Source organism: Streptosporangium sp. NPDC048047 (assembly GCF_040653115.1).
GTDB lineage: Bacteria > Actinomycetota > Actinomycetes > Streptosporangiales > Streptosporangiaceae > Streptosporangium.
This window is the reverse complement of the sequence record NZ_JBEZNH010000069.1, coordinates 13,804-37,857: the sequence shown is the minus strand read 5'-3', so window position 1 is coordinate 37,857 and position 24,054 is coordinate 13,804. Positions and strand designations below refer to the sequence as shown.

Annotated in this window: 21 protein-coding genes; 2 read left to right on the top strand and 19 right to left on the bottom strand. The window is 72.9% G+C overall.

Annotated elements, in window-relative coordinates:
* From tyrS to argC, 9 genes are all read right to left on the bottom strand, one after another.
* Window positions 1–1,264: tyrosine--tRNA ligase (tyrS, locus tag AB0D67_RS34840; protein WP_362945432.1), on the bottom strand; the 1,264-nt coding region annotated here is incomplete at its 3' end.
* 269 nt (window positions 1,265–1,533) lie between these two features.
* Window positions 1,534–2,181: a DNA-3-methyladenine glycosylase gene (locus AB0D67_RS34835; protein WP_362945430.1), complete on the bottom strand. Its 648-nt coding sequence runs from the start codon at window positions 2,179–2,181 to the stop codon at window positions 1,534–1,536.
* A complete protein-coding gene (gene argH / locus AB0D67_RS34830) occupies window positions 2,181–3,599 on the bottom strand; it encodes an argininosuccinate lyase (protein WP_362945428.1) in 1,419 nt (472 codons plus the stop codon). The genes AB0D67_RS34835 and argH overlap by 1 nt, the downstream gene beginning before the upstream one ends.
* A gap of 273 nt (window positions 3,600–3,872) precedes the next feature.
* Window positions 3,873–4,370, bottom strand: coding sequence for an arginine repressor (locus AB0D67_RS34825; RefSeq protein ID WP_362945440.1), 498 nt, complete (start codon window positions 4,368–4,370; stop codon window positions 3,873–3,875).
* An 8-nt stretch (window positions 4,371–4,378) separates the two neighbouring features.
* Complete coding sequence (gene argF, locus AB0D67_RS34820; protein WP_362945426.1) at window positions 4,379–5,398, bottom strand: ornithine carbamoyltransferase; 1,020 nt, start codon at window positions 5,396–5,398, stop codon at window positions 4,379–4,381.
* Complete coding sequence (locus AB0D67_RS34815; protein WP_362945438.1) at window positions 5,395–6,594, bottom strand: acetylornithine transaminase; 1,200 nt, start codon at window positions 6,592–6,594, stop codon at window positions 5,395–5,397. The genes argF and AB0D67_RS34815 overlap by 4 nt, the downstream gene beginning before the upstream one ends.
* A 2-nt stretch (window positions 6,595–6,596) precedes the next feature.
* Window positions 6,597–7,544, bottom strand: a complete 948-nt coding sequence (gene argB, locus AB0D67_RS34810) for an acetylglutamate kinase (protein WP_362945424.1) — start codon at window positions 7,542–7,544, stop codon at window positions 6,597–6,599.
* Window positions 7,541–8,695: a bifunctional glutamate N-acetyltransferase/amino-acid acetyltransferase ArgJ gene (argJ, locus tag AB0D67_RS34805; protein WP_362945422.1), complete on the bottom strand. Its 1,155-nt coding sequence runs from the start codon at window positions 8,693–8,695 to the stop codon at window positions 7,541–7,543. The genes argB and argJ overlap by 4 nt, the downstream gene beginning before the upstream one ends.
* Entirely contained in the window at window positions 8,692–9,714 is a 1,023-nt protein-coding gene (argC, locus tag AB0D67_RS34800; protein ID WP_362945420.1) for an N-acetyl-gamma-glutamyl-phosphate reductase, read from the bottom strand. Before argC ends, argJ begins: the two co-directional genes overlap by 4 nt.
* 244 nt (window positions 9,715–9,958) lie before the next feature.
* On the opposite strand from argC, the gene AB0D67_RS34795 reads away from it, so the two are divergent.
* Complete coding sequence (locus AB0D67_RS34795; protein ID WP_362945418.1) at window positions 9,959–11,617, top strand: class I adenylate-forming enzyme family protein; 1,659 nt, start codon at window positions 9,959–9,961, stop codon at window positions 11,615–11,617.
* 23 nt (window positions 11,618–11,640) lie between these two features.
* Here the strand turns inward: AB0D67_RS34795 and AB0D67_RS34790 are convergent, their stop codons facing one another.
* Window positions 11,641–13,260 (bottom strand): amidohydrolase, encoded by a 1,620-nt coding sequence (locus AB0D67_RS34790; protein WP_362945416.1) that lies wholly within the window; start codon window positions 13,258–13,260, stop codon window positions 11,641–11,643.
* A 165-nt stretch (window positions 13,261–13,425) separates the two neighbouring features.
* Window positions 13,426–14,742 (bottom strand): MFS transporter, encoded by a 1,317-nt coding sequence (locus tag AB0D67_RS34785; RefSeq protein WP_362945414.1) that lies wholly within the window; start codon window positions 14,740–14,742, stop codon window positions 13,426–13,428.
* A gap of 168 nt (window positions 14,743–14,910) precedes the next feature.
* On the opposite strand from AB0D67_RS34785, the gene AB0D67_RS34780 reads away from it, so the two are divergent.
* The gene (locus AB0D67_RS34780) at window positions 14,911–16,488 is read left to right on the top strand and encodes a PucR family transcriptional regulator ligand-binding domain-containing protein (protein ID WP_362945412.1); all 1,578 of its coding nucleotides are present in this window, start codon (window positions 14,911–14,913) and stop codon (window positions 16,486–16,488) included.
* Between the two features lie 60 nt (window positions 16,489–16,548).
* Here AB0D67_RS34780 and AB0D67_RS34775 read toward each other — a convergent pair whose 3' ends face one another.
* The 8 genes from AB0D67_RS34775 to infC all read right to left on the bottom strand — a co-directional run bounded on the left by AB0D67_RS34775 (window position 16,549) and on the right by infC (window position 24,010).
* The gene (locus AB0D67_RS34775; protein WP_362945410.1) at window positions 16,549–16,791 is read right to left on the bottom strand and encodes a hypothetical protein; all 243 of its coding nucleotides are present in this window, start codon (window positions 16,789–16,791) and stop codon (window positions 16,549–16,551) included.
* 91 nt (window positions 16,792–16,882) lie between these two features.
* Window positions 16,883–19,399: a phenylalanine--tRNA ligase subunit beta gene (gene pheT, locus AB0D67_RS34770; protein ID WP_362945408.1), complete on the bottom strand. Its 2,517-nt coding sequence runs from the start codon at window positions 19,397–19,399 to the stop codon at window positions 16,883–16,885.
* Entirely contained in the window at window positions 19,399–20,439 is a 1,041-nt protein-coding gene (gene pheS / locus AB0D67_RS34765) for a phenylalanine--tRNA ligase subunit alpha (RefSeq protein WP_362945436.1), read from the bottom strand. Before pheS ends, pheT begins: the two co-directional genes overlap by 1 nt.
* A 141-nt stretch (window positions 20,440–20,580) precedes the next feature.
* Window positions 20,581–21,663 carry an ATP-binding protein gene (locus tag AB0D67_RS34760; protein ID WP_362945406.1) on the bottom strand — a complete coding sequence of 361 codons (1,083 nt, stop codon included), beginning with the start codon at window positions 21,661–21,663 and terminating at the stop codon, window positions 20,581–20,583.
* A gap of 51 nt (window positions 21,664–21,714) precedes the next feature.
* Window positions 21,715–22,545 (bottom strand): RNA methyltransferase, encoded by an 831-nt coding sequence (locus AB0D67_RS34755; RefSeq protein WP_362945404.1) that lies wholly within the window; start codon window positions 22,543–22,545, stop codon window positions 21,715–21,717.
* 96 nt (window positions 22,546–22,641) lie between these two features.
* A complete protein-coding gene (gene rplT, locus AB0D67_RS34750) occupies window positions 22,642–23,025 on the bottom strand; it encodes a 50S ribosomal protein L20 (protein ID WP_189248256.1) in 384 nt (127 codons plus the stop codon).
* 24 nt (window positions 23,026–23,049) lie between these two features.
* The gene (gene rpmI / locus AB0D67_RS34745; RefSeq protein ID WP_068924211.1) at window positions 23,050–23,244 is read right to left on the bottom strand and encodes a 50S ribosomal protein L35; all 195 of its coding nucleotides are present in this window, start codon (window positions 23,242–23,244) and stop codon (window positions 23,050–23,052) included.
* 130 nt (window positions 23,245–23,374) lie between these two features.
* Window positions 23,375–24,010 (bottom strand): translation initiation factor IF-3, encoded by a 636-nt coding sequence (gene infC, locus AB0D67_RS34740; RefSeq protein WP_362945434.1) that lies wholly within the window; start codon window positions 24,008–24,010, stop codon window positions 23,375–23,377.
* Window positions 24,011–24,054 lie beyond the last annotated feature (44 nt).

Sequence of the window (24,054 nt, the reverse complement as noted above, 5' to 3'; positions counted from 1 at the left end):
GCCGAGTGGCGCCGCCGGATCCGCAGGCCGCTGCGGGCCTCGCCGGTGTTGGCGAGCGACCGTGAAGGAGATCGTTCGCCGTGGGCACGTAGGAGTCGTCGGAGACCTTGACGTTGTTGAGGTAGGCGCCGCCCTCGTTCACCGCGCGACGGGCCTCGGACTTGGACTTGACCAGGCCGCTCTGGGCGAGCAGGTCAACGAACGAGGCTCCCAGCGCGGGGACCTCGGCACGCGGAACCTCGGCAAGGGCCTCTCCCAGCGTCCTGGCAGGCAGATCTTCCAGTGAGCCCTGTCCGAACAAGGCCGAAGAGGCCGCGACCACCGCGGCGCACTCCTCCGCGCCGTGCAGCAGCGTGGTGAACTCCGTCGCGAGCGCACGCTGGGCCTCACGGGCGGCCGGCCGTTCGGCGGCCACCTTCTCCAGCTCCTCGATCTCCTCTCGGGACCTGAAGCTGAAGATCTTGAGGAACCTCACCACGTCACGGTCGTCCGCGTTCAGCCAGAACTGGTAGAAGGCGTACGGAGAGGTCATCTCCGGGTTGAGCCACACCGCGCCGCCGGCCGACTTGCCGAACTTCGTCCCGTCAGCCTTCGTGATCAGCGGCACGGTCAGCGCGTGTACGTGCTCGCCGGTCACCCTGCGGATCAGGTCGGTTCCCGCGGTGATGTTGCCCCACTGATCGCTGCCGCCGACCTGCAACGTGCATCCGTACCGCTTGTTGAGCTCCAGGTAGTCGTTGGCCTGCAGGATCTGGTAGCTGAACTCGGTGTAGCTGAGTCCTTCGCCACCGAGACGGGCGGAGACCGACTCGCGCGCCAGCATGCGGTTGACGGGAAAGTGCTTGCCCACGTCGCGCAGGAAGTCGATCGCCGACAGGCCCTCGGTCCAGTCAAGGTTGCTGACCATGATCCCGCGTGACTCGTCGGAGAAGTCGAGGAACCTCTCCACCTGGGCCCGGATCCGTGCGACCCACTCGGCGACGACTTCCGAGGAGTTGAGCGAACGCTCGGTGCTGCGACCGCTGGGATCACCGATCAGGCCGGTCGCGCCACCGACCAGACCGATCGCTCGATGGCCCGCCCGCTGAATGCGGGTGAGGGTCAGCATGGGAACCAGGTTGCCGACATGGAGCGAGGGCGCGGTCGGATCGAAGCCGCAATAGACCGTGATCGGACCCCCGGCCATCGCCGCGCGCAAGGCGTCGATGTCGGTGGACTGCGCGATCAGGCCGCGCCATTCGAGCTCATCGAGGATGTCGGTCACGATCCTGGCTTTCCAATGTTCGAAGGGACACCTGTCACTTCCGTACAGCCTGCCCGATCACGGCCCCGCTTCGCCACTTGAAACCTCCCCCGTGACCGGTCTGAACTGGGGCGGGCAACGCGAAAGGCATCGAACGGGAACGAATCAGAAGATCTACGCGCAGATATCTCTCCTCAGGGCCGGAAGATCTTCACACCGGCGCCGCTTCTCAAGAGCGGAGGATCCGGCGCCTCCCCCAGAACCGGAGGGTCCGACGCCGGCGCCCGCCCTCAGGAAGCGCGCAGGCGCGGAACGTGTGGCCGGTACGGCGAGACCGTCCGCTCCCCGTCGATCCAGAACCGCCAGGGGACGTCCTTGGCCGCCGACACCCCGGTGCGCGGCCCGGAGCGGACGGCCCCGGACACCGGGGGATCTCCCCAAAGAACGCTGACCGGACCGGGCGGGCAGGCGTCCACCCCGTCGTGCTCCCGGGTGAAGCCCAGCGCGACCGCCAGCCGGGCGGGTCCCCGCGCCAGATCGCGCGGGGCGACGGCCCGGCTCGTGCCCGCCGTACGGCGGGCCGTGGCGACCTCCGCGCCGGCGACCACCTCCCCGGCGCGCAGGAGCACGCCCGAGCCGATCCCCTCGGGGAGGCAGACGAGGTTGGCGCAGAAGTGCATGCCGTAGGTGAAGTAGACGTACAGGTGTCCCGGCGGCCCGAACATCACCGCGTTGCGCGCCGTGCGGCCCCGGTAGGTGTGGGACGCGGGGTCCTCGCCGGGCACGCCGTACGCCTCGACCTCGGTGATGCGCACCGATACCGGCCCGTGCGTGATCACCCTTCCCAGCAGGTCGGGAGCGACCTCGGGGCCGGGCCGGTCGAAGAAGTCCCGGGTCAGCGGGGCCGACCCGGCAGGGACGGAGGCTCCCGCGGGCATCAGGCGCCGCTCGCCCAGGCCGCCTGGTCGTCGACGGTCTCGCGCAGCGCGACGAGCTGGTCACGGACCCGGTCGGGCGCGGTGCCGCCGTGCGCCTTGCGGGCGGCCAGCGCGCCGGGCACCGAGAGGACCTCGCGGGTGTCGGGCGTCAGGTGGGGTGAGACCTTGGCGAGCTCCTCGGCGGTGAGGTCCCCGAGGTCCTTGTCGTTGACCTGGCACCAGACCACCAGGTGGCCGACCGCCTCGTGCGCCTCGCGGAACGGCACCCCCCTGCGGACCAGCAGCTCGGCCAGGTCGGTCGCCAGGGCGAACCCGTCGGGGGCCGAGGACTCCAGCTTGGCGGTGTTGACGCGCATGGTGGAGACCAGGCCGGCCATGGCGGGCAGGACCAGCATGAGGGTGTCGACGGAGTCGAAGACCGGCTCCTTGTCCTCCTGCAGGTCGCGGTTGTAGGTCAGCGGCAGGCCCTTGAGCGTGGCCAGCATGGCGGTGAGGTTGCCGATGAGCCGGCCGCTCTTGCCGCGGGCGAGCTCGGCGACGTCGGGGTTCTTCTTCTGCGGCATGATCGACGAGCCGGTGGAGTAGGCGTCGTCCATCTCGATCCAGCGGAACTCCTGGGAGGCCCACAGGACGATCTCCTCGCCCAGCCGCGACAGGTGCACGCCGATCATCGCCGCGTCGAACAGGAACTCGGCGGCGAAGTCGCGGTCGGCGACGGCGTCCATCGAGTTGGGCGCGGCGGAGTCGAAGCCGAGCTCCCGGGCCACCGCCTGCGGGTCGAGCGGCAGCGACGAGCCGGCCAGCGCGCCCGAGCCCAGGGGCGAGACGGCCGCGCGGCGGTCCCAGTCGCGCAGCCGGTCGATGTCGCGGGCGAAGGCGTGCACGTGGGCCAGGAGCTGGTGGCCGAAGGAGACGGGCTGGGCGTGCTGCAGGTGGGTCATGCCGGGGGCGGCCGTCTCGGCGTGCTCCTCGGCCTGGCTCATCAGCGCGGTCTCCAGCTCGACCAGGCGGGACACGATGTTCCTGACATGGTCGCGGAGGTAGAGCCGCAGGTCGGTGGCGATCTGGTCGTTGCGGCTGCGTCCGGCGCGCAGCTTGCCGCCGAGCGTGCCGAGGCGTTCCAGCAGGCCGCGCTCCAGCGCGGTGTGGACGTCCTCGTCGGCCACGGTGGGCCGGAACTCGCCGGCCTTGCAGGCGCGTTCGAGGTCGTCCAGCGCGCCGATCATGCGCTCCAGCTCCTCGGCCGTCAGCAGCCCGGCGCGGTGCAGCACCCGGGCGTGCGCCCGGGAGGCCATCAGGTCGTACGGCACCAGCCGCCAGTCGAAGTGCACGCTCACCGAGAGCCTGGTCAGCGCGTCGGCCGGGCCTCCCTCGAACCTGCCGCCCCACAGCCGCATCGGCTTGCCACCATCAGTCACCGTTGTTCTCCTCCCCTTCCACTCCGCGACCTTAGCCCAACCTGGGCGTTCGGATGTTCCGGGCCGCGGCGGCCCTCCGGGGAAGTCCCCGCGGCCCGGCGGCGGCCCCGACGCCGGGGCTCCCGGCGGGGAGCGACGTGGCGGCGGAGGCGCCGGGATCACCGGAGAAGGCGGGCACGCCCCGGTCAGGCGTGATCAAGTGTTCTCCATGGTCCCCGGGTGCGGGTCACCCCGCACCGGGACCCGTGTCATGGGTCTTCCCGTGTGCCGCGATCACCCGCCACGACGGTCGGCGTGGCGGAGCAGCGCCTCGGCGACCGCGGCGCCGCCCGTCGGGTCGCGGCTGATGACGAGGATGGTGTCGTCTCCGGCGACCGTGCCGAGGATGGACTCCCAGTCGGCGTGGTCGATGGCCGAGGCGAGGAACTGCGCGGCGCCCGGCGGCGTGCGGACGATCACCAGGTTGGCGGACGCGTCGGCGGAGACGAGCAGTTCCTCGGCGATCCGGCTCAGCCGGGCGGCCGGGGTCTCGCCCGTCCCGACCCGGGCCAGCGGGATCCGGCCGCCGCCCTCGCCGGGCAGGGCGTAGACCAGGGAGCCGTCCTCGGCGCGCAGCTTGAGCGCGCCCAGCTCGTCGAGGTCTCTGGAGAGCGTGGCCTGGGTGACCTCGACTCCGCTCTCCAGCAGCAGTTTGGCCAGCTCGGGCTGCGAGCGGATCGGCCGGCGCTGCAGCAGCTCGGTGATCCGCGCCTGGCGGGCGACCTTCGTCATGGGGATCTTCACGTGACCTCCTCCGCCCGGATCGTAGCGGGGGCGCCGGTGTCCCCGCCGATCCCGCCGGTGGCGGCTCCACCGTTCCCATCGGTGCTCCCGCCGTTCCCGCCGGCGGTGAGCAGCCAGTGCAGCAGGGCCTTCTGGGCGTGCAGCCGGTTCTCGGCCTGGTCCCACACCAGGCTGCGGGGGCCGTCGATGACGTCGGCGGTCACCTCCAGCCCGCGGTAGGCGGGCAGGCAGTGCAGGAAGATCGCGCTCGGGGCGGCCAGGTCCATCAGGCGGCCGTCGACCTGGAAGGGCATCAGGTCGGCGACCCGCTGCTCCTTGCCGTCCTGTCCCATGGAGACCCAGGTGTCGGTGGTGACGACGTCGGCGCCCGCCGCGGCGGCGGCGGGATCGGTGAGCACGGTGGCCGACCCGCCGGTGGCGGCGGCGATCTCCTGGGCGCGGCGCAGGATCTCCGGGTCGGGGTGGTAGCCGGCCGGGGCGCCGATCCGCACGTGCATCCCGGCGACGGCGCCGCCCAGGAGGTAGGAGTGGGCCATGTTGTTGGCGCCGTCGCCGAGGTAGGCGAGGGTGAGGCCGGCGGTGGCGCCGAAGCGCTCCCGGACGGTCTGCAGGTCGGCGAGGATCTGGCAGGGGTGGAACTCGTCGGTGAGGGCGTTGACCACCGGCACCGAGGAGTAGGCGGCCATCGTCTCGATCCGCTCCTGGCCTCCGGTACGCCACACGATCGCGGCGACCTGGCGTTCCAGGACACGGGCGGTGTCCTCGATGGGCTCGCCCCGGCCCAGCTGGGAGGTCGCGGCGTCGATGATCAGAGGCAGGCCGCCGAGCTCGCCGACGCCGGTGGCGAAGGAGAGGCGGGTGCGGGTGGAGGACTTGTCGAACAGCACGGCGACGGTCTTCGGCCCGGCGAGGGGGCGGTAGCCGTAGCGGTCCTTCTTCATGGCCGCGGCGAGCCGGAGCACCTCGGCCTGCTCGACGGGCGTCAGGTCGTCGTCTCGAAGGAAATGCCTGGTCATTCTGCTGCCTCGTCAAGGATGGCGGGCAGGGCCGCCACGAAGGCGGCGGCCTGCCCGGAGGTGATCACCAGCGGGGGCGCGAGCCGTACGGCGCCGGGCTGGACGGCGTTGACCAGGAAGCCGGCCCGCTGGGCCGCGCTCTGGACCTGGGCCGCGCGGTCGGCGGTCAGCACGATCGCCAGCCACAGGCCCCGGCCGCGGACGCCCGCGAGCAGGGGGTGGCCGATCGCGGCGATGCCGCCGGCGAGCTGGGCGCCGACGGTCTGGACGTGTTCCAGCAGGCCGTCCGCGTCGATGGCGCCGAGTACGGCGAGCGCGGCGGCGGCCGAGACGGGGTTGCCGCCGAAGGTGGAGCCGTGGTCGCCCTTGGCGAAGATCGTTCCGGCGGGGCCGACACCGACGCAGGCGCCGATCGGCATGCCGCCGCCGAGGCCCTTGGCCAGGGTGAGCACGTCGGGCAGGATCCCCTCGTGCTGGTGGGCGAACCAGTGGCCGGTGCGGCCGATCGCCGACTGGATCTCGTCGGCGACCAGGAGCGCGCCGGTCGCGTCGCAGACGCGCCGGGCGGCCCTGAAGTAGCCGGCGGGCGGGGGGACGACGCCGGCCTCGCCCTGGGTGGGCTCCAGGAAGACGGCGGCGCACTCGGCGGTGACGGCGTCGCGCAGCGCGTCGGCGTCGCCGTACGGGACGAACCTGACGTCCGTCGGGAACGGGCCGAACTGGTCGCGGATGGCGCGTTTGCCGGTCAGCGACAGCGCGCCGAGGGTGCGGCCGTGGAAGGCGTTCTCGGCGGCCACCACGTAGGTGCGGCCGGTGCTCCCGCCGTACTTGAGGGCCATCTTGAGGGCGGCCTCGTTGGCCTCGGTGCCGGAGTTGGTGAGGAAGACCCTGGCGGGCGCGCCGAGCAGGCCGATCAGCCGTTCGGCGAGCAGCACCTCGGGTTCGTTGATGAACAGGTTGCTGGTGTGGGCGAGGACGGCGACCTGGCGGGACACCGCCTCCACCAGCGCCGGGTGGGCGTGGCCGAGGGAGCTGACAGCGATGCCGCCGATCAGGTCGAGGTACTCGCCGCCGTCGGCGTCCCAGACCCGGGCGCCCTCGCCGCGGGCCAGCGCGACCGGCGGAACGCCGTAGGTGGGCATGAAGGCGGTCTCGAAGCGCTTGGCGAGGTCGTCCCCCGCGGGCCGGCCGTCGATGCTCACTGCTCACTCCCGTTCAGGATCGTGGCGGCGGGCCGCGCGGCGTCGGGTACGGCCGGCGCGGCGTCGGGCAGCACCATGGTGCCGACCCCCTCGTCGGTGAAGATCTCCAGCAGTACGGCGTGCGGCACCCTGCCGTCGAGGACGTGCGCCTGGGGGACGCCTCCGTCGACGGCGGTCAGGCACGCCTCCATCTTCGGCGCCATGCCGCTGGACAGGCCGGGCAGCATCTCGCGCAGCTCCGAGGCCGACAGCCGGTCGATGACCTTTCCGCTGCGGGTCTCGGGGTCCCAGCCCCGGTAGAGGCCCTCGACGTCGGTGAGGACGATCAGCTTGGCGGCGCCGAGCGCCACGGCCAGGGCCGCGGCGGCGGTGTCGGCGTTGACGTTGTAGACGGTGCCGTCCTCGCCGCGCGCGACGGAGGAGATCACCGGGATGCGCCCGTCGTCCAGCAGGGCCCGCACGGCGCCGGGTTCGACGGCGACGATGTCGCCGACCTGGCCGATGTCCACCGGGGTCCCGTCGACGACGGCGTGCTTGCGCTCCGCGGTGAACAGGTGGGCGTCCTCGCCGGACATGCCGATGGCGAACGGCCCGTGCCGGTTGACCAGGCCGACGACGTCGCGGTTGACCTGGCCGACCAGGACCATCCGGACGACCCGCATGGCCTCGGGGCTGGTGACGCGGAGCCCGGCGGTGAAGGTGGACTCGATGCCGAGCAGGTCGAGGTGGGCGTTGATCTGCGGGCCGCCGCCGTGCACGACGACCGGCCTGAGCCCGGCGTAGCGCAGGAAGACCACGTCGGCGGCGAACTTCTCCCGCAGGTGCTCCTCGGTCATGGCGTTGCCGCCGTACTTCACGACGACGGTCGCGCCGTGGAAGCGGGCCAGCCACGGCAGTGCCTCGATCAGGGTGTGCGCCTTGGCCGGCGCGTCGCCGGCCGTCATGAGGAGTACGCCGAGTTCTCGTGGACGTAGGCGGCGGTGAGGTCGGTGGTGTGGATCGTGGCCGAGTTCGGGCCCGCCGACAGGTCGATGGTGATCGTCACGTCGCGGGGGCGCAGGTCCACCTTGGCGCGGTCGTCGCCGGCCGCGCCGCCCCGGCAGATCCAGACGCCGTTGATGGCGACGTTGACCCGGTCGGGCTCGAAGACGGCGTCGGTGGTGCCGACGGCCGACAGCACGCGGCCCCAGTTGGGGTCCTCGCCGTGGATGGCGCACTTGAGCAGGTTGGAACGGCAGACGGCGCGGGCGACGGCGAGCGCGTCGTCCTCGGAGGCGGCGCCGACGACCTCGACGGCAATCGCCTTGGTGGCGCCCTCGGCGTCGATGAGGAGCTGGCGGGCGAGGTCGGCGCAGACGCCCTGGACCAGGCGGCCGAACTCGGCGAGGTCAGGGGTGACGCCCGAGGCTCCGCTGGCCAGCAGCAGGACGGTGTCGTTGGTGGACATGCAGCCGTCGGTGTCGAGCCGGTCGAAGGTGAGCCTGGTCGCCTCGCGGAGCGTCTCGTCGAGCTGCCCGGCGGTCAGGTCGGCGTCGGTGGTGATCACGCAGAGCATGGTGGCCAGCCCCGGCGCGAGCATGCCGGCGCCCTTGGCCATGCCGCCGACCATGTAGCCGCCCTCGCCCCGCTTGAAGGAGATCTTCGAGACGGTGTCGGTGGTGCGGATGGCGTCGGCGGCGGCCAGGCCGCCGTCCCTGCTGGCCTGGGAGACGGCGAGGTCGACCCCGGCCAGCAGGGCGTCCATCGGCAGCCGCTCGCCGATCAGGCCGGTGGAGCAGACGGCGACCTCGCCGGCGGAGTCGCCGAGCGCGGCGGCGACCTTCTCGGCGGTGGCGTGGGTGTCCTGGAATCCGAGCGGACCGGTGCAGGCGTTGGCGCCTCCGGAGTTGAGGACGACGGCGTGGACCCGGCCGCCGGTCAGCACCTGCCGGGACCACAGCACCGGCGCTGCCTGGACGCGGTTGGCGGTGAAGACGCCCGCCGCGGCGCGGGAGGGGCCGTCGTTGACGATCAGCGCCAGGTCGCGGGCGCCGCCGGACTTGATGCCGGCGGCGACGCCGGCGGCGCGGAAGCCGAGGGGTGCGGTCACGCTCATGGGGCGACTCCGTTGAGAGGAAGGCCGGTCTCTTCGGGCAGGCCGAGGGCGAGGTTGGCGCTCTGGATCGCACCGCCCGCGGTGCCCTTGGTGAGGTTGTCGATGGCGATGACGGCGACGACGCGCCCGGCTCGCTCGTCCAGGGCGACCTGCAGGGCGGCGGTGTTGGCGCCCAGGGTCATCGAGGTGGCGGGCCACTGCCCCTCGGGCAGCAGCCGCAGGAACGGCTCGTCCTTGACGGCCGCCTCGTAGGCCTCGCGCAGCGTCCGCGGGGTGACGCCGGGCTTCGCGGGCGCCGTGCAGGTGGCGAGGATGCCGCGGCTCATCGGGGCGAGCACGGGGGTGAAGGAGACCCGTACCGGCGCGCCGGCCAGCGGCGAGAGGTTCTGTTCCATCTCGGGGGTGTGCCGGTGGACGCCTCCGGCGGCGTAGGCGGCGGCCGAGCCCATCACCTCGCTGCCCAGGAGGGCGGGCTTGGGCGACCGGCCCGCGCCGCTGGTGCCGCTGGCGGCCACCACGACGAGGTCGGGTTCGGCGAGGCCGGCGGCGAAGGCGGGGAACATCGCCAGGGTGACGGCGGTCGGGTAGCAGCCGGGGACGGCGATCCTGGTGGCCGTGCGGAGCGGGTCGCGGTGGCCCGGAAGCTCGGGCAGGCCGTAGGGCCAGGTGCCGGCGTGGGCGCCGCCGTAGAAGTGCTCCCAGGCGGCGGGGTCGGCGAGGCGGAAGTCGGCGCCGCAGTCGACGACGAGCGTGCCGTCGCCGAGCCCGGCGGCGACGGCGGCGGACTGGCCGTGCGGCAGGGCCAGGAAGACCACGTCGTGGCCGGCGAGGGTGCCGGGGGTGGTGTCGAGGAGGACCCGGCCGGCCAGCGGGGCCAGGTGGGGATGGTGGGCGCCCAGCGGGGTGCCCGCGCTGGAGGCGGCGGTGAGCGCGCCGATCTCGATGTCCGGGTGCGACAGCAGCAGACGCAGGATCTCGCCTCCGGCGTAGCCGCTCGCACCGGCGATGGCCGCTCTCATCCGCCCCCCGCTCTCTGCATGTTCATGCACTCTATCTCATGGATTTACTAGAAGAATTATGCATCCTCCGTAATCGTCATGCAAGCGGGCCAGGTGGGCGCGTCGCCTCAAGGACCCTCCGACCAGGAGGAACACGACTCCCCCGGCGCATGGACATGCGCGGCGCTTTTCGGCACTGTTGCACGTACCTACCGGTCGGTATCGTGGCGTGTCCGGTTCCCTTCGCCCCGGGAGATGTGAACGCATGACGGTCGCCCATGACGAGGTCCAGGCCCGGCTCACCGGCCCGGGACAGCTGTTCGAGACGGTGGAGGTCCCCGGCCACGGCGGCGCCGTCAGGACCTGGAAGCACGCGCCCGCGCACTTCCGCGCGCTGCTGGAGGGCAGCAGGGGCCACGGCGAGCAGGTCTTCCTCACCTACGAGGACGAGAGCCTCACCTACGAGGAGCACTTCCGCCGGGCCGCCACACTGGCGCACCGCCTGATCGCGGAGTACGGCGTGGCCAAGGGCGACCGGGTGGCCATAGCCATGCGCAACTACCCCGAGTGGATCGTCTCCTTCTCCGCGGTGCTGGCCGCCGGGGCGGTCGCCGTACCGCTCAACGCCTGGTGGACCGCCCAGGAACTGGAGTTCGGCGTGTCGGACTCCGGCGCGAAGGTGGTGATCGCCGACACCGAGCGCGCCGCCCTGCTCACCGGCCGCGCACAGCTGATCGTGGTCCGCGGCGAGGCGCCCGAGGGGGCGCGCCCGTTCGAGGAGGTCCTGGGCGAGGTCACGGCGGACGTGACGCTGCCCGAGGTGGAGGTGGCCCCGGAGGACCCGGCCACCATCTTCTACACCTCCGGCACGACCGGCCGCCCCAAGGGCGCTCTCGGCAGCCACCGCAACCTCGGCCAGTCGCCGATGACGGTGGCCTACGGCATGATGCGCAGCCTGGCCAGGGCCGGCAAGGACCCCGCCGAGGCCGCCGGGAAACGCCGCGTCACCCTGCTGACCGTGCCGCTCTTCCACGTCACCGGCTGCTTCGCGGTCATGACCACCACCATGTTCACCGGCGGCGGGCTCGTGCTGATGTACAGGTGGGACGCCGGGCGGGCCCTGGAGCTGATCGAGCGCGAGCGGATCACCACGCTCAGCGGGGTGCCCACCAACGTGTGGCAGCTGCTGTCCCATCCCGACCTGGAGCGGCGCGACGTCTCCAGCCTCACCTCGCTGGGCTACGGCGGCGCCCCCGCGCCGCCCAGGCTGCTGGAGCGCATCACCGGAATGCTTCCCGGCCGCGCCCCCTCCAACGGGTACGGCATGACCGAGACCACCGCGCTGGCGATCTACAACAGCGGCCCCGACTACCTCGCCAGGCCCGACAGCATCGGCCTGCCGGTGCCCGTGGTCGAGGTGAGGATCACCGACCCGCTGGGCCGGGAGCTGCCGGCCGGCGAGGTCGGGGAGCTGTGCCTGCGCGGCCCCAACGTCATCCTCGGCTACTGGAACCGTCCCGAGGCCACCGCCGAGACCTTCCTCGACGGCTGGCTGCACACCGGCGACCTCGCCCGGGTGGACGACGAGGGGTTCGTCTACATCGTGGACCGGGCCAAGGACATGGTGATCCGCGGCGGCGAGAACGTCTACTGCGCCGAGGTCGAGGCCGCGCTGTTCGAGCACCCCGCGGTGGACGACGTCGCGGTGATCGGCATCCCCCACGAGGAGCTGGGCGAGGAGGTCGGCGCGGTGGTACGGCCGGCCGCCCCGGTGAGCGCCGAGGAGCTGCGGGAGTTCCTGCTCGGGCGGATCGCGGCGTTCAAGGTGCCCGTCCGGTTCTGGATCCGCGAGGGCGAGCTGCCCCGCAACCCCGGCGGCAAGATCCTCAAGACCCGCCTGCGCCAGGAGGTCCTGGGCTCCTGACGCGGCCCGCCGACGGGCGGGCGTCAGCGGCGGGCCGAGTGGGCGACGCGGCCGTCCAGCAGGGTGAGCCACGCGCCGACCCCCGCCAGCTCGTCGGCGGGCAGCGCCTCGACGTCGGCGTCCAGCACCACCACGTCGGCGAGCTTCCCTGGGCTGAGCGAGCCGATACGGTCCTCCATCCGCAGCGCGTGGGCGGCGTCGATCGTGTGCGCCCGCAGGGCCTCGTGCAGGGAGACCGCCTGCTCCTCCCCGATCGGCCCGCCCTCGCGGGTCCGCCTGCGCACCGCGTTGGCGACCGTCTCCATCGGGCGCAGGGAGGAGACGAAGGAGTCGCTGGACAGCACCGGGCGCAGGCCCGCGTCGATCTCCTCCCGCATCGGCTGGAGCCGGTGCGCCCGCCGCGCGCCGAGCCGGCGGATGAAGTCGGTGCCGCTGTCGTACAGGAAGTTGGGCTGGTTGACCGGGATGACGCCCAGCGCGGCGAACTCCCTCACCTGCGCCGGGGTCGGGTGACCGCAGTGCTCGATGCGCGGCCTGGCGTCGTCCCCGGACACCGCCGCCGCCGCGCGGAGCGCGTCCAGGGTGAAGCCCATCGCCCGGTCGCCCTGGGTGTGCACGCCCACCTGCCAGCCGGCCTGCGCGGCCCGCTTCACCAGGTCGGTGAGCCGGTCGGGCGCGTGGTACAGCGATCCGGCGAACTGGCCGCGCTCACCGTACGGCTCGTCGAACATGGCGGTGCCGCCGAGGAGCGTACCGTCGCAGTAGAACTTCATGGCGCCGAAGCGCAGCCGGTCGTCCCCGAACGGCCCGGCCAGCCCCACCCTGACCAGGTCGTCGAGCAGGTGGGACAGCGGCATGCACACCGTACGGACGGGCAGCGTGCCGGCGGCGTGGGCGGCCCGGTAGATCCGCATCTCCCGCGCCGAGACCTGGGGGTCGCACACGGTGGTGACACCGGCCGACAGGTAGGTCTCCCCGGCCGCCTCCAGCCAGGACACCAACTGTTCGGCGGGCAGGTCGGTGTGGAAGTTGGGACCGTGGCAGCCGATGTCCACCGCGAGCGGCAGCAGCAGTTCCATGGCGGAGTCGATGACCATGCCCGTCAGTCGCCCGCCCTCGTCGCGCAGGAACGCGCCGCCCGCCGGGTCGGTCACCTGGTCGTCGAGACCGCGCCAGGCGAGCGCGGCGGAGTTCACCGCCGCCTGGTGCCCTGACACGTGGTAAATGATCACCGGATGGTCGGTCGTGGCCTCGTCGAGGCTGCGCCGGTCCGGCCGGCCCTCGGGGAACTTCGCGTCGTCCATACCGAAGGCGCGGATCCACCGGCCCGGCGGGGTACGGGCGGCCTCCGCCGCGATCGCCGCCGCCAGGTCGGCGACGCTGCCGACCCGCGGGTAGCGGGCGTCCACGGAGACGAGGGACTCGGCGGTGGACAGCAGATGGTTGTGCGGGTCGACGAACCCCGGCAGGACGGTCCTGCCTCCGGCGTCGACGGTCTCCGCGTCCGGCCCGGCCGCTCCGAGCACCTCCGGCGCCCGGCCGACGGCGAGGATCCGTCCGTCCCGTACGGCCACGGCCTCCGCGGCGGGACGGGCGGGGTCCATGGTGAGGACCCTGGCGTTGGTGATGACGATCGGGGACAAGAGGTCTTCCTCTCACTCTGCGGTCACGAGATCCACGGCCACGAAATCCGCGGTCACGAAGGAGACGGCCCGCCGGAGGGCCGGAGCCGGGACGGGGCGGCAGGCCGACGATCCGGGCGGGCCGGACGGGACCGCCTCCGGCTCCGGCCGGGCGGGGGCCGCCGGTCAGGAGCCGGGGGCGGCGGGAACCGGCCGGGGAGCCGGGTCCCGGTGCATCCGGATGAACGCCACGCAGCCGATGCTGAGCAGGCACATTCCGATGAGCAGGGCGATGGCCGGAGCCGGGCCGCCGCCGTACGCGGCGACCAGCGCGGTCGCGGCCAGCGGCGAGAGGCCGCCGAAGACGGCGTCGGCGACCTGGTAGGCCAGGGACATGCCGGTGTAGCGGACATCGGGCCGGAACATCTGGGCGAGGATCGTGGCCATCGGGCCGTACGTCGCCGACATGGCGAGCCGCATCAGGCCGAGGATCACGAAGATCAGCAGGGTGTCCCGGGTGCTCATCAGGGTGAACTGCGGCACCGCCAGGACGGCCACGCCGACGAGCCCGGCGATGACCACCCGCCGGGCGCCCACCCGGTCGCCGAGCCACGAGACGCCGAGCGTGGCGACCAGCTCCAGGAAGGCGGCGAAGCTCAGCGCGTTGAGGACCACCTGCTCCTCCACGCCGACGCCGGGGCCGGTCGCGTAGGCCAGCAGGAACGTGGTGGTGATGTAGTAGCCGCCGATGGCCACCGGCAGCGCGCCGATGCCGAGCAGCACCGTGCGCCAGGACGTCCGGAGGACCTCCTTGATCGGCAGGCCGGCCGGCGCGCTCCGGCGCGTCTCCTCGAAGACCGGCGACTCCTCGACCTTCAGCCTGATGAGGAGCCCGACCAGGACCAGCACCGCCGACGCGAGGAAGGGAAGCCGCCAGGCCCAGTCCCGCAGCGTGTCGCCGCCCAGGATGTTGAGCAGGCTGAAGGCGCCGGTGGCCAGCAGCGCGCCCGCGGAGTTGCCGAGCTGCGCGAACGACCCGTAGAAGGTCTTCTTGCCCTCCGGGGCGTGTTCCACGGCCATCAGCGCCGCGCCGCCCCATTCGCCGCCGACCGCCAGCCCCTGGACGATCCGCAGCAGCACCAGCAGCGCCGGGGCGAGCATGCCGGCCGACGCGTAGGTGGGCAGCACCCCGACGAGGAAGGTGGCCAGGCCCATCATGAGGAGGGTGACCACGAGCGCGGACTTGCGACCCACCCGGTCCCCGAAATGGCCGAACACGATGCCGCCGAGCGGGCGGGCCAGGAAGCCGACGGCGTAGGTGGCGAAGGAGGCCATGACGCCGGCGAAGGGGTCGGTCGAGGTGGGGAAGAACAGGTCGCCGAAGACCAGTGCGGCGGCGGTCGCGTAGACGTAGAAGTCGTACCACTCGATCGTGGTGCCGATGAACGCGGCGAAGGCGGCGCGGCGCGGTTCGCCGGTGCGGCGAGGCGGTTGTCCGTCCATGGGGCCCTCCGGGGGGTGCGTCGTTCCAGCGACGATATGCGCGGCTCAACGACGCTGCCTGTGGACGATTCGCACCGTCGGAGAGTGGCTATAGTGCGGAACGCACACCTTTCGGAAAGGTGCATATCACTATTTCGGCTGGTATATGCCCTGCTGTAGGAGCTTCACATGCCCCTGACCGTGGCCGACGTCCTCACCCTGCCGTCGCTGGAGATCCGGCTGCTCGCCGGAGCCGGCGGCCTGACCCGCCCTGTCCGGTGGGCGCACGTGACGGAACTGCCCGACCCGGTGCCGTGGCTGCGGGGCGGAGAGCTGGTCATGACGGTCGGTCTCGGGCTACCGGGTGACGCCGAGGGGTGCCGCGCCTACGTCGGACGGCTGGCCACGGCGGGCTGCGCCGGCCTGGCGTTCGCGCTGCACGAACAGATCACCGAGGTACCGCCCGAGGTGCTGGAGACCGCCGCGCGGCTGGACCTGCCCGTCCTGGAGATCACCGGAAGGACGCCGTTCATCGCCGTGGCCGAGGCGGTGGCCCGATGGCACTCCGACGAGCGCGTCCGCGGCGAGCGGCGGACCGTCTTCGGGCAGGAGGCCATGGCGCGCGCCGCGCTGCGCTCCGGCCCCTCGGGCATCCTGCGCGCCCTGGCCGAGCACACCGAGGGGGAGACGCTCCTGCTCGACCCCGGCGGCCGCCCCCGCGCCGCCGCCCCCGACACGACCCGGTCCTGGCACGCCGAGGCCGTCGGGGTGGCCGGAGAGGCTGTCGAGGCGGCCGGCGAGGCCGGAGCGCGGCACACCGCGATCGCCGTCGACCACGGCGACCGCGTCCTGCAGATGCAGAGCCTCGGCTTCACCGGCCCGCCCCGCGGCTGGCTGGCCCTGTGGACGGCCGGCCCCACAGACTGGCACGTGCGCGTGCTGGCCAACCAGGCGGCGTGCCTGCTGGCGATCGAACTGGACGGGGTGCGCCGGACCCGGACGCACGCGCACCGGCAGCGCGCGGCCGTGCTGTCCGGCGTGTTGTCCGGCGAACCGGCGTTCGCCGCCCGGCTGGCCGAGATCTGCTCCACCGCGCCTCCGCCGTACGAGGTCATGGTGGCGCGGGCGGCGGGCTGCGACGCCGCCGCCCTGGTCGACCCGGCGCTGGACGCGGTGGCCGACGTGCTCGGCGACCCGGCCACCGAGGAGCTGGCGTTCGTCTGCCCCCGCCCCGAGGGGCTCGTCCTCGTGGTCCCCGAGGGCGGATCCGCCACGGGCGGCGCGCCGATCGGCGGCGCGCTGACCGACCGGCTGACCGCCCTGTCCGGCCGCGAGGTCGTCGCCGGAGGCTGCCGGGCCCGCGACCTCGGTGAGATCCCGGTCGCGGTGCGGCACGCCACCGGACTGGCCGCGCGGGGCGGCGCCGGTTACGCCCACGTCGACGAGCTGGAGCCGTGGACCCTGCTGCGCGACGCCGTGGACCCGGCGGTGACGGCCCTGTTCGCCGACACCGTGCTGCGCCCGCTCCGTGAGCACGACGTACGGCACGGCACCGCGCTCCTGGCCTCGGTGCACGTGTTCCTGGAGTGCGGGGAGAACCTGGAGGCGGCGGCCCGGCGGCTGGGTGTGCACCGCAACACCCTGAGGACCCGGCTCCGCACCGCCGAGCGGTTGTCGGGGCGTTCCTTCTCGGACGCCTCCCACCGGCTGAAACTGTGGCTGGCGCTGGCTCTGCGGGAAGCCGTCCCCCCGGGGCGCCTGGACTGAGCGGGACCGGCGGGCGCCGGTCCCGCGGGGCTCCGGCCGGACACGGTCATCCGGGGTCGTTCAGTCCGTCTCACGCCAGCCGTCGTGCTCCTCGGCGAGCTCGTCCAGACGGGCCAGGTCGTCCGCGGTCAGGCCGTCGGCGTTCTCCACGACCACGAGCCACTGGGCGTCCTCGGCGTCGTCCTCGCCGGCCAGGGCCTCCCGCACGACGGCGGGCGCGCCCGCCCGCGGCAGCTCCTCCTCGACGAGCTCCGCGACCGCCTCGGCGTCGTCGCGGCCGGCGAACACCAGCAGGTGCCTCATCGTCCCTCCCGAATCGGGATCCGGGTCCGAAGCCGGATCCGAAGCCGAAGGGTCCCGGCGGAAGGCTCCGCCGGGACCCCGGACACACGGATCAGGCGCCGCGGAGCCGTGCCCCGGTGCGCTCGGCCGCCAGCGCCACGGCGGCGTCGCGGGCGGCGGTGGTCTCCTCGGCGGTCAGCGTCCGGTCCGGCGCCCGGAACCGCAAGGTGTAGGCGAGGGACTTGTTGCCCTCACCGGCCTGGGCACCGGTGTAGACGTCGAACAGGCGGATCGACTCCAGCAGGCCGCCCGCGCCCTCGCGCAGCGCCGCCTCCACCTCGGCCACCGGGGTGGCGGCGGCGACGATGAGCGCGACGTCCTGGGTGGCGACCGGGTAGGCGGAGATCGACGACACCTGGACCGGACCGGCCGACAGCGGCTCCAGCCGGGTGAGCTCCAGCTCCATCGCGGCGGTGCGCGGCGGCAGGCCGTACGCCTCGATGACGCGCGGGTGCAGCTCCCCGGCGTGGCCGACGAGGACGTCCCCGGCGTACAGGGCGGCGCAGCGGCCCGGATGCCAGGGCTCGTGCCGGTCGGCGCGGACCCGGAGCCCGACTCCGGCCTCGTGGGCCACCGTGCGGGCCGCCTCGACGGCGTCGGCCCAGCTCGCGGCGCGTCCTCCGCCCCACCAGCCGGACCGCTCGAACTCCCCGGCCAGCACGACGGCGACGCGGACCGGCTGGGCGGGCAGCGCGGACTCGATCGAGTCGAGCTCCTCGGCGGTGGGCCTGCGGTCCACGCCGAGGACCGGCGCGGTCGCCGGGGCCTCCCGGTCCGGCCGGTAGACCAGGCCCGTCTCGAACAGCGCGAGGTCGGCGAAGCCCCGGCCCACGTTGCGGACCAGCGTTCTGAGCAGCCCCGGCAGCAGGGTGGTCCGCATCAGCGGCTCGTCCTCGCTGAGCGGGTTGGCCAGCCGTACGGCCAGGCGGCGCTCGTCACCCGCGGGCAACTGCAGGGCGTCCAGGTCGCGCTCCCCCATGAAGGGGTAGGCGAGGACCTCGACGTATCCCGCGCCGGCCAGCGCCCGGCCGACCCTGCGGCGCAGCCGCTGGCCCTCGGTGAGCCCGGCGCCCGCCGGGGCGGCCGGCAGGACCGAGGGCAGCTTCTCGTAGCCCTCCAGCCGGATGACCTCCTCGGCGAGGTCGTTGGGGTCGGTCAGGTCGGGCCGCCAGGAGGGCGGGGTGACCGTCAGCATGTCGTCGCCGGTGACGGCGAGCCTGGCGGCGATCCCGCCTGCCGGGGCGGCGCCGCCGGCCTGGACCGTGCAGCCCACCTGCTCCAGGCGGCGGACCACCGTCTCGCGGTCGTAGGGAACCCCGGCGACCCGGCCGGGGTGGCCGCTCGGCATGGAGACGCGGACCGGCTCGACCTCGGCCTCGGCGTGGGTGACGCCCGGCTGGATGGTGCCGCCGCCCAGCTCGGCCAGCAGCCGCGCCGCCTTCCAGGAGGCGTACAGCGGCAGCTCGCGGTCGACGCCCCGCTCGAAGCGCTTGGACGCCTCGCTGACGAGGTTGTGGCGGCGCGACATCCGCGCGACGCCGCTGGGCGAGAAGTGCGCGGCCTCGATCACGATGTCGGTGGTCTGATCGGAGATCTCGGTCTTCAGGCCGCCCATCGTCCCGGCCATGGAGATCGCCCCCGAGCCGTCGGTGATCAGGACGTCCTCGGGGTGGAGCGGGCGGACGACGTGGTCGAGGGTCTCCAGGGTCTCCCCCGGCTCGGCCCGGCGCACCACGATCTCGCCGGTCAGCGTCGCCGCGTCGAAGGCGTGCAGCGGCTGGCCGAGCTCCAGCATCACGTAGTTGGTGACGTCGACGGCCAGCGAGACCGGGCGCACGCCGGCGCGGGCCAGGCGCACCCGCAGCCACAGCGGGCTCTCCGCCGCCGGGTCGAAGCCGTGGACCTCGCGCAGCACGAAGCGGTCGCAGACGGCCGGGTCGGCGATGGAGGCCGGGTGGGCGGCGCCGGAACCGTCGGGCGGGGTGATGTCGGCCGGGTCCCGGAACGGCACGCCGAAGGCGGTCGCGGCCTCCCGCGCCACACCCCGGATGGACAGCGCGTAGCCGATGTCGGGGGTGATCTCCAGCTCGATCACGTCGTCGCGCAGGCCGAGCAGCTCGACCACGTCGACGCCGATCGGGGTGCCGGGCGACAGCACGAGGATGCCGGGCGAGGACTCGGCCACGCCGAGCTCGGCCTCCGAGCAGATCATGCCGTCGGAGACGCGGCCGTAGGTCTTGCGGGAGGCGATCTCGAAGCCGCCGGGCAGCACCGCGCCGGGCAGCGCGACCGGGACGCGGTCGCCGGCCTGGAAGTTGGTCGCGCCGCACACGATCTCGCGCGGCGCGGCCTCTCCCACCTCGACCTGGCAGTGCCGGATGGGCTTCTTGAAGCCGGTGAGCTCCTCGATGGCGAGCACCTCGCCGACCACGATGTTCTTGATGTCGTGGCCGTAGGAGGTGATCGCCTCCAGCTTGAGGCCGGCGCGGGTGAGCGCGTCGGCGACTCCGTGGGCGGTGACGGCGGGGAGATCGACGTACTCCCGCAGCCATGAAAGCGGGACCTTCATCAGACCTCCATCCCGAACGGGAGCGTGAAGCGGGTGTCTCCCTCGACCATGTCGCGCATGTCCTCGACGTTGTGGCGGAACATCAGCGTGCGCTCGATGCCCATGCCGAAAGCGAAACCGCTGTAGCGGGCCGGGTCGACGCCGCAGGCGACGAGGACCCGCGGGTTGACCATGCCGCAGCCGCCCCACTCGATCCAGCCCTCCGACTTGCAGGTGCGGCAGGGCGGGTTGCCGGGCGTCGCCGAGGCGCCGCGGCAGACGAAGCACTTGAGGTCCATCTCGGCGGACGGCTCGGTGAACGGGAAGTAGTTGGGCCGGAACCGGGTGGTGATGCCCTCGCCGAACATGACCTCGGCGAACCGGTCGAGGGTGCCCTTCAGGTGGGCCATGGTCAGGCCCTCGTCGATCGCCAGGCCCTCGACCTGGTGGAAGACCGGGGTGTGGGTCGCGTCGAGCTCGTCGGTGCGGAACACCTTGCCGGGCGAGACCACGTAGACCGGCAGGCTCCGGCCGAGCAGCGCCCGGATCTGCACCGGCGAGGTCTGGGTGCGCAGCACCTTGCCGGAGTCGACGGACTCGACGAAGAACGTGTCGTGCTCCGAGCGCGCCGGGTGGTCGGGCGAGATGTTCAGCGCGTCGAAGTTGAACCACTCGCCTTCCAGCTCCGGCCCCTCGGCCACCTCGTAGCCCATCGCGACGAAGGCGTCGGCGACGCGCTCCTGCAGCGTGGTCAGCGGGTGCCGGGCGCCGCGCGGGGCGCGGTCCCAGGGCAGGGTGACGTCGACGGTCTCCTCGACGAGGACCCGTTCGTCGCGCTCGGCCTCCAGCTGGGCCTGGCGTTCGGCGAGGGCCTCGGCGACGGCCTTGCGCGCTCCGCCGATCCGCTTGCCGGCGTCGGCGCGGGCCGCCGGCGGCAGTGCGCCGATCTCGCGGTTGGCCAGGGCGATGGGCGAGCGGTCTCCGGCGTGCGCGAGCCGTACCTGCTTGAGTTCGTCGAGGTCGCGCGCCGCCTTGATGGCGTCGAGCGCGTCGTCCCGCATGCGCGCCAGCTCGTCGGCGTGCAGCGGTGTCACCTCGACCGGGTCGTAGTTAGACAAGGGAGCTCCGAATCCAGGGCTTAGGCGGCCATGAGTCTAGTCGGGAGAGCCCACCGGGCCCGCATCGACGCTCAGGCGAAGTGCTCAGGCGAAGTCAGGGGTGCCGGTGGGCACGGTAAATCGGAACTCGGCGCCGCCCTCGGGGCCCCGCCGCACGGAGATCGTGCCGCCGTGCGCCTCGATCAGGCCCTTGACGATGAACAGGCCGAGCCCGGTGCCTCCCCGGCGACGGGCGTTGCCCCGCCAGAACTGCCGGAACACGCGCGTGACCAGCTCGGGCGGGATGCCCTCTCCCTGGTCGCGGACGGACACGGCGACTCCCCAGTCGTTCGGCTCTATGGCTATTGTCACCGTACCGCGACCGTGGCGCACCGCGTTTTCCAGCAGGTTGGCCAGGACCTGGTCGATCTTGTCCTGATCGAGCCAGGTCTCGGGGAGCTCGCCGCGGACCTCCAGCCGGAAGCGGTCCTCCGGCTCTCCCGCCGCCACCCGCCCGGCGATGACCTTCCGGGCCCTGGCCGGGATGTCGACCACCTGGCGGTGGATCTCCAGGCGGCCCGACTCGATGCGGGAGACGTCCAGCAGCTCGGTGATCAGCCGGGTCACCCGGTCGGCGTCGGCGTTGACCGTCTCCAGCATGACGAGCTTCTGGTCGTCGGTGAAACGGGTCCACTTGGCCAGCAGCGTCGCGGTGAAGCCCTTGACGCTGGTCAGCGGGGAGCGCAGCTCGTGGGCGACCGTGGAGACCAGGTCGGCGCGGCTGCGCTCCAGCCGGGCGCGGGCGCCCGCGTCGCGCAGGGTGATCACCACTCGGACGACCGGGCCGCCCCGCTCGGGCCGGCGCACCAGACGGGCGGCCACGAGCATCTCCTGCCCGCCCGGAGTGCGCAGCGGCAGCTCCGGCTGGCGGGCCCGGCCGGGCAGGCCGCCGTAGGGGTCGAACCACTTCCACCAGTCGCGCCCGTCGTGGTCGCGGAAGGAGAACGCGTCCCGCAGGTGCCGTCCGAGAGCCCGGTCGCGGGTGACGCCGGTGAGGCGGACGGCGGCGCGGTTGACGGCCAGCACGTGGCCGTCCCGGTCGGTCACGACGAGGCCGTCGGGGAGGTCGTCCACGTCGATCACACAGGCGGAGTCAGCGCTCCGTTCGTCGGTGTGTTCGCCGTGCACGACCCCGCCTCCTCGACGCTACAACGCCGACAATAGCGGGTTTCCCGTGTCCTACGGCAGCCTCGCGGCGCTGCCCGGGGAACCGGCCCGCTGAGACCGGGCAGATGCGTACAGACAGACCGCGGCGGCGGTCGCGAGGTTGAGGCTCTCGGCCCCGCCGTAGATCGGGACGCGGACGACCTCGTCGGCCAGCTTCAGGATCTCCTCGGGCAGCCCCCACGCCTCGTTGCCGAAGACCCAGGCGACCGGCCCGGACAGGTCGACGTCGTCGAGGGTGCGCTCCCCCGCGCCGTCGGCCGCGAGCACCCGCAGGCCCTGCTCCTTCAATCGTCCGACGGCCCGTGCCACGGGGGTGCCCGTGACCACCGGGAGGTGGAACAGGCTGCCGGCGCTGGCCCGGACGCACTTGCCGTTGTAGGGGTCGACCGAGGCGTCGGTGAAGACGACCGCGTCGGCGCCGGCGGCGTCGGCGGTGCGCAGCACGGTGCCGGCGTTCCCCGGGTCGCGGACGTGCGCCAGGACGGCCACCAGCCGGGCGTCGGCCGTGACGGCGTCGTCCAGGGGGACGTGCACGAACCGGCAGACGGCCAGCAGGCCCTGCGGGGTGACGGTCTGGGCGAGCTCGGCCATGACCTCGCCGCTGGCGCGCTGCGCCGGCACGCCGGCCGCCGCGGCGGCGGCGACGAGGTCGGCGTGCCGGACCTCGGCCTCGGCGGTGGCGAACAGCTGCGTCACGACGCCGTCCAGCGCCAGAGCCTCGCGTACGGCCTGCGGCCCCTCGGCGATGAAGGACCGGTCTCGGTCCCGGAAGGCGCGCTTGGTCAGCCGCCGCACGGCCTTGACGCGCGGCGACTTGATGTTGGTGAGCTCAGATTCCGCCATGTTCGAATCCCCCAGGAATGCGGACGCGGCCCACAGCGTGATCGCTGTGGGCCGCGCCCTCGCCGGTGCCGGGCCGCGGCCCGGCGGGCGTGTTGCTCAGCCGGCGACCGGCGCGTTCACGTCAGCCGGGAGCGCCTTCTTGGCGGCCTCGACCAGCGTCGCGAACGTGGCGGCGTCGTTGACCGCGAGGTCGGCGAGGATCTTGCGGTCGACCTCGATGGAGGCCAGGCGCAGACCCTGGATGAGCCGGTTGTAGGTGATGCCGTTCTGGCGGGCAGCGGCGTTGATGCGCTGGATCCAGAGACGGCGGAAGGTGCCCTTGCGGTCCTTGCGGTCGCGGTAGGCATAGGTCATCGAGTGGAGCATCTGCTCCTTGGCCTTGCGGTACAGACGCGACCGCTGGCCCCGGTAGCCGCTCGCCCGCTCGAGAACGACCCTGCGCTTCTTCTTGGCGTTGATCGCCCGCTTCACGCGTGCCATGTCTATCTATCTCCCCGGGGGTCGTTACTTGGCGAGCAGCTTTTTGATCTTCTTGGTGTCGGCGTCGGACAGCACGACCTCAGGCTTGAGACGACGCGTGAGAGTGGAGGACTTCCACTCGTTGTAGTGCGCGCGGTTGGCGCGGCGCCGCTTGATCTTGCCGGTGCCGGTCAGCCGGAACCGCTTCTTCGCACCGCTGTGCGTCTTCATCTTCGGCATCTCAGCCGTCTCTCCCTCGATCGTGCCGATGTCCCGGGCCGGTAACCCGAGTCAAGGGCATGCCTGACTGTGAGACCGGACCCGGTCTCGGCTTAATCCCGCGACTGCCCGGTGGTCCGGGCCGTGCGAGTCACTCCTGCGGGACGGCCGCGCCGTCGTCGACGGACACGCCGTCGTCAACGAGCGCCGGAGCCTCTTCGGAGGTCTCGTCACGTCGCGCCTTGGCCGCCGCCTTCTCGGCCTTGGCCTCGGCCTTCTTCTTGTGCGGGCCGATCACCATGATCATGTTTCGGCCGTCCTGCTTGGGCTGGGACTCCACGAAGCCGAGCTCCGAGACGTCCTCCGCCAGCCGCTGCAGGAGCCGGAAGCCCAGCTCGGGCCGGGACTGCTCCCGCCCGCGGAACATGATCGTGACCTTGACCTTGTCCCCGGCCTTGAGGAACCGCACCACGTGACCCTTCTTGGTCTCGTAGTCGTGCGGGTCGATCTTCGGACGGAGCTTGATCTCCTTGATGATCGTGTACGCCTGGTTGCGCCGCGCCTCGCGTGCCTTCATCGCGGACTCGTACTTGAACTTGCCGTAGTCCATGAGCTTGCACACGGGCGGGCGAGCCGTAGCCGCGACCTCTACGAGGTCGAGGTCGGACTCCTGAGCCAGCTTCAGGGCATCGCCGATGGAGACGATGCCGACCTGCTCGCCGTTCGGGCCGACGAGGCGGACCTCGGGGACACGAATACGGTCGTTGATGCGGGGCTCGGCGCTGATGGGGCCTCCTAGGTCGGATCCGCCGCCGGCTTGCCCGGCGGCGT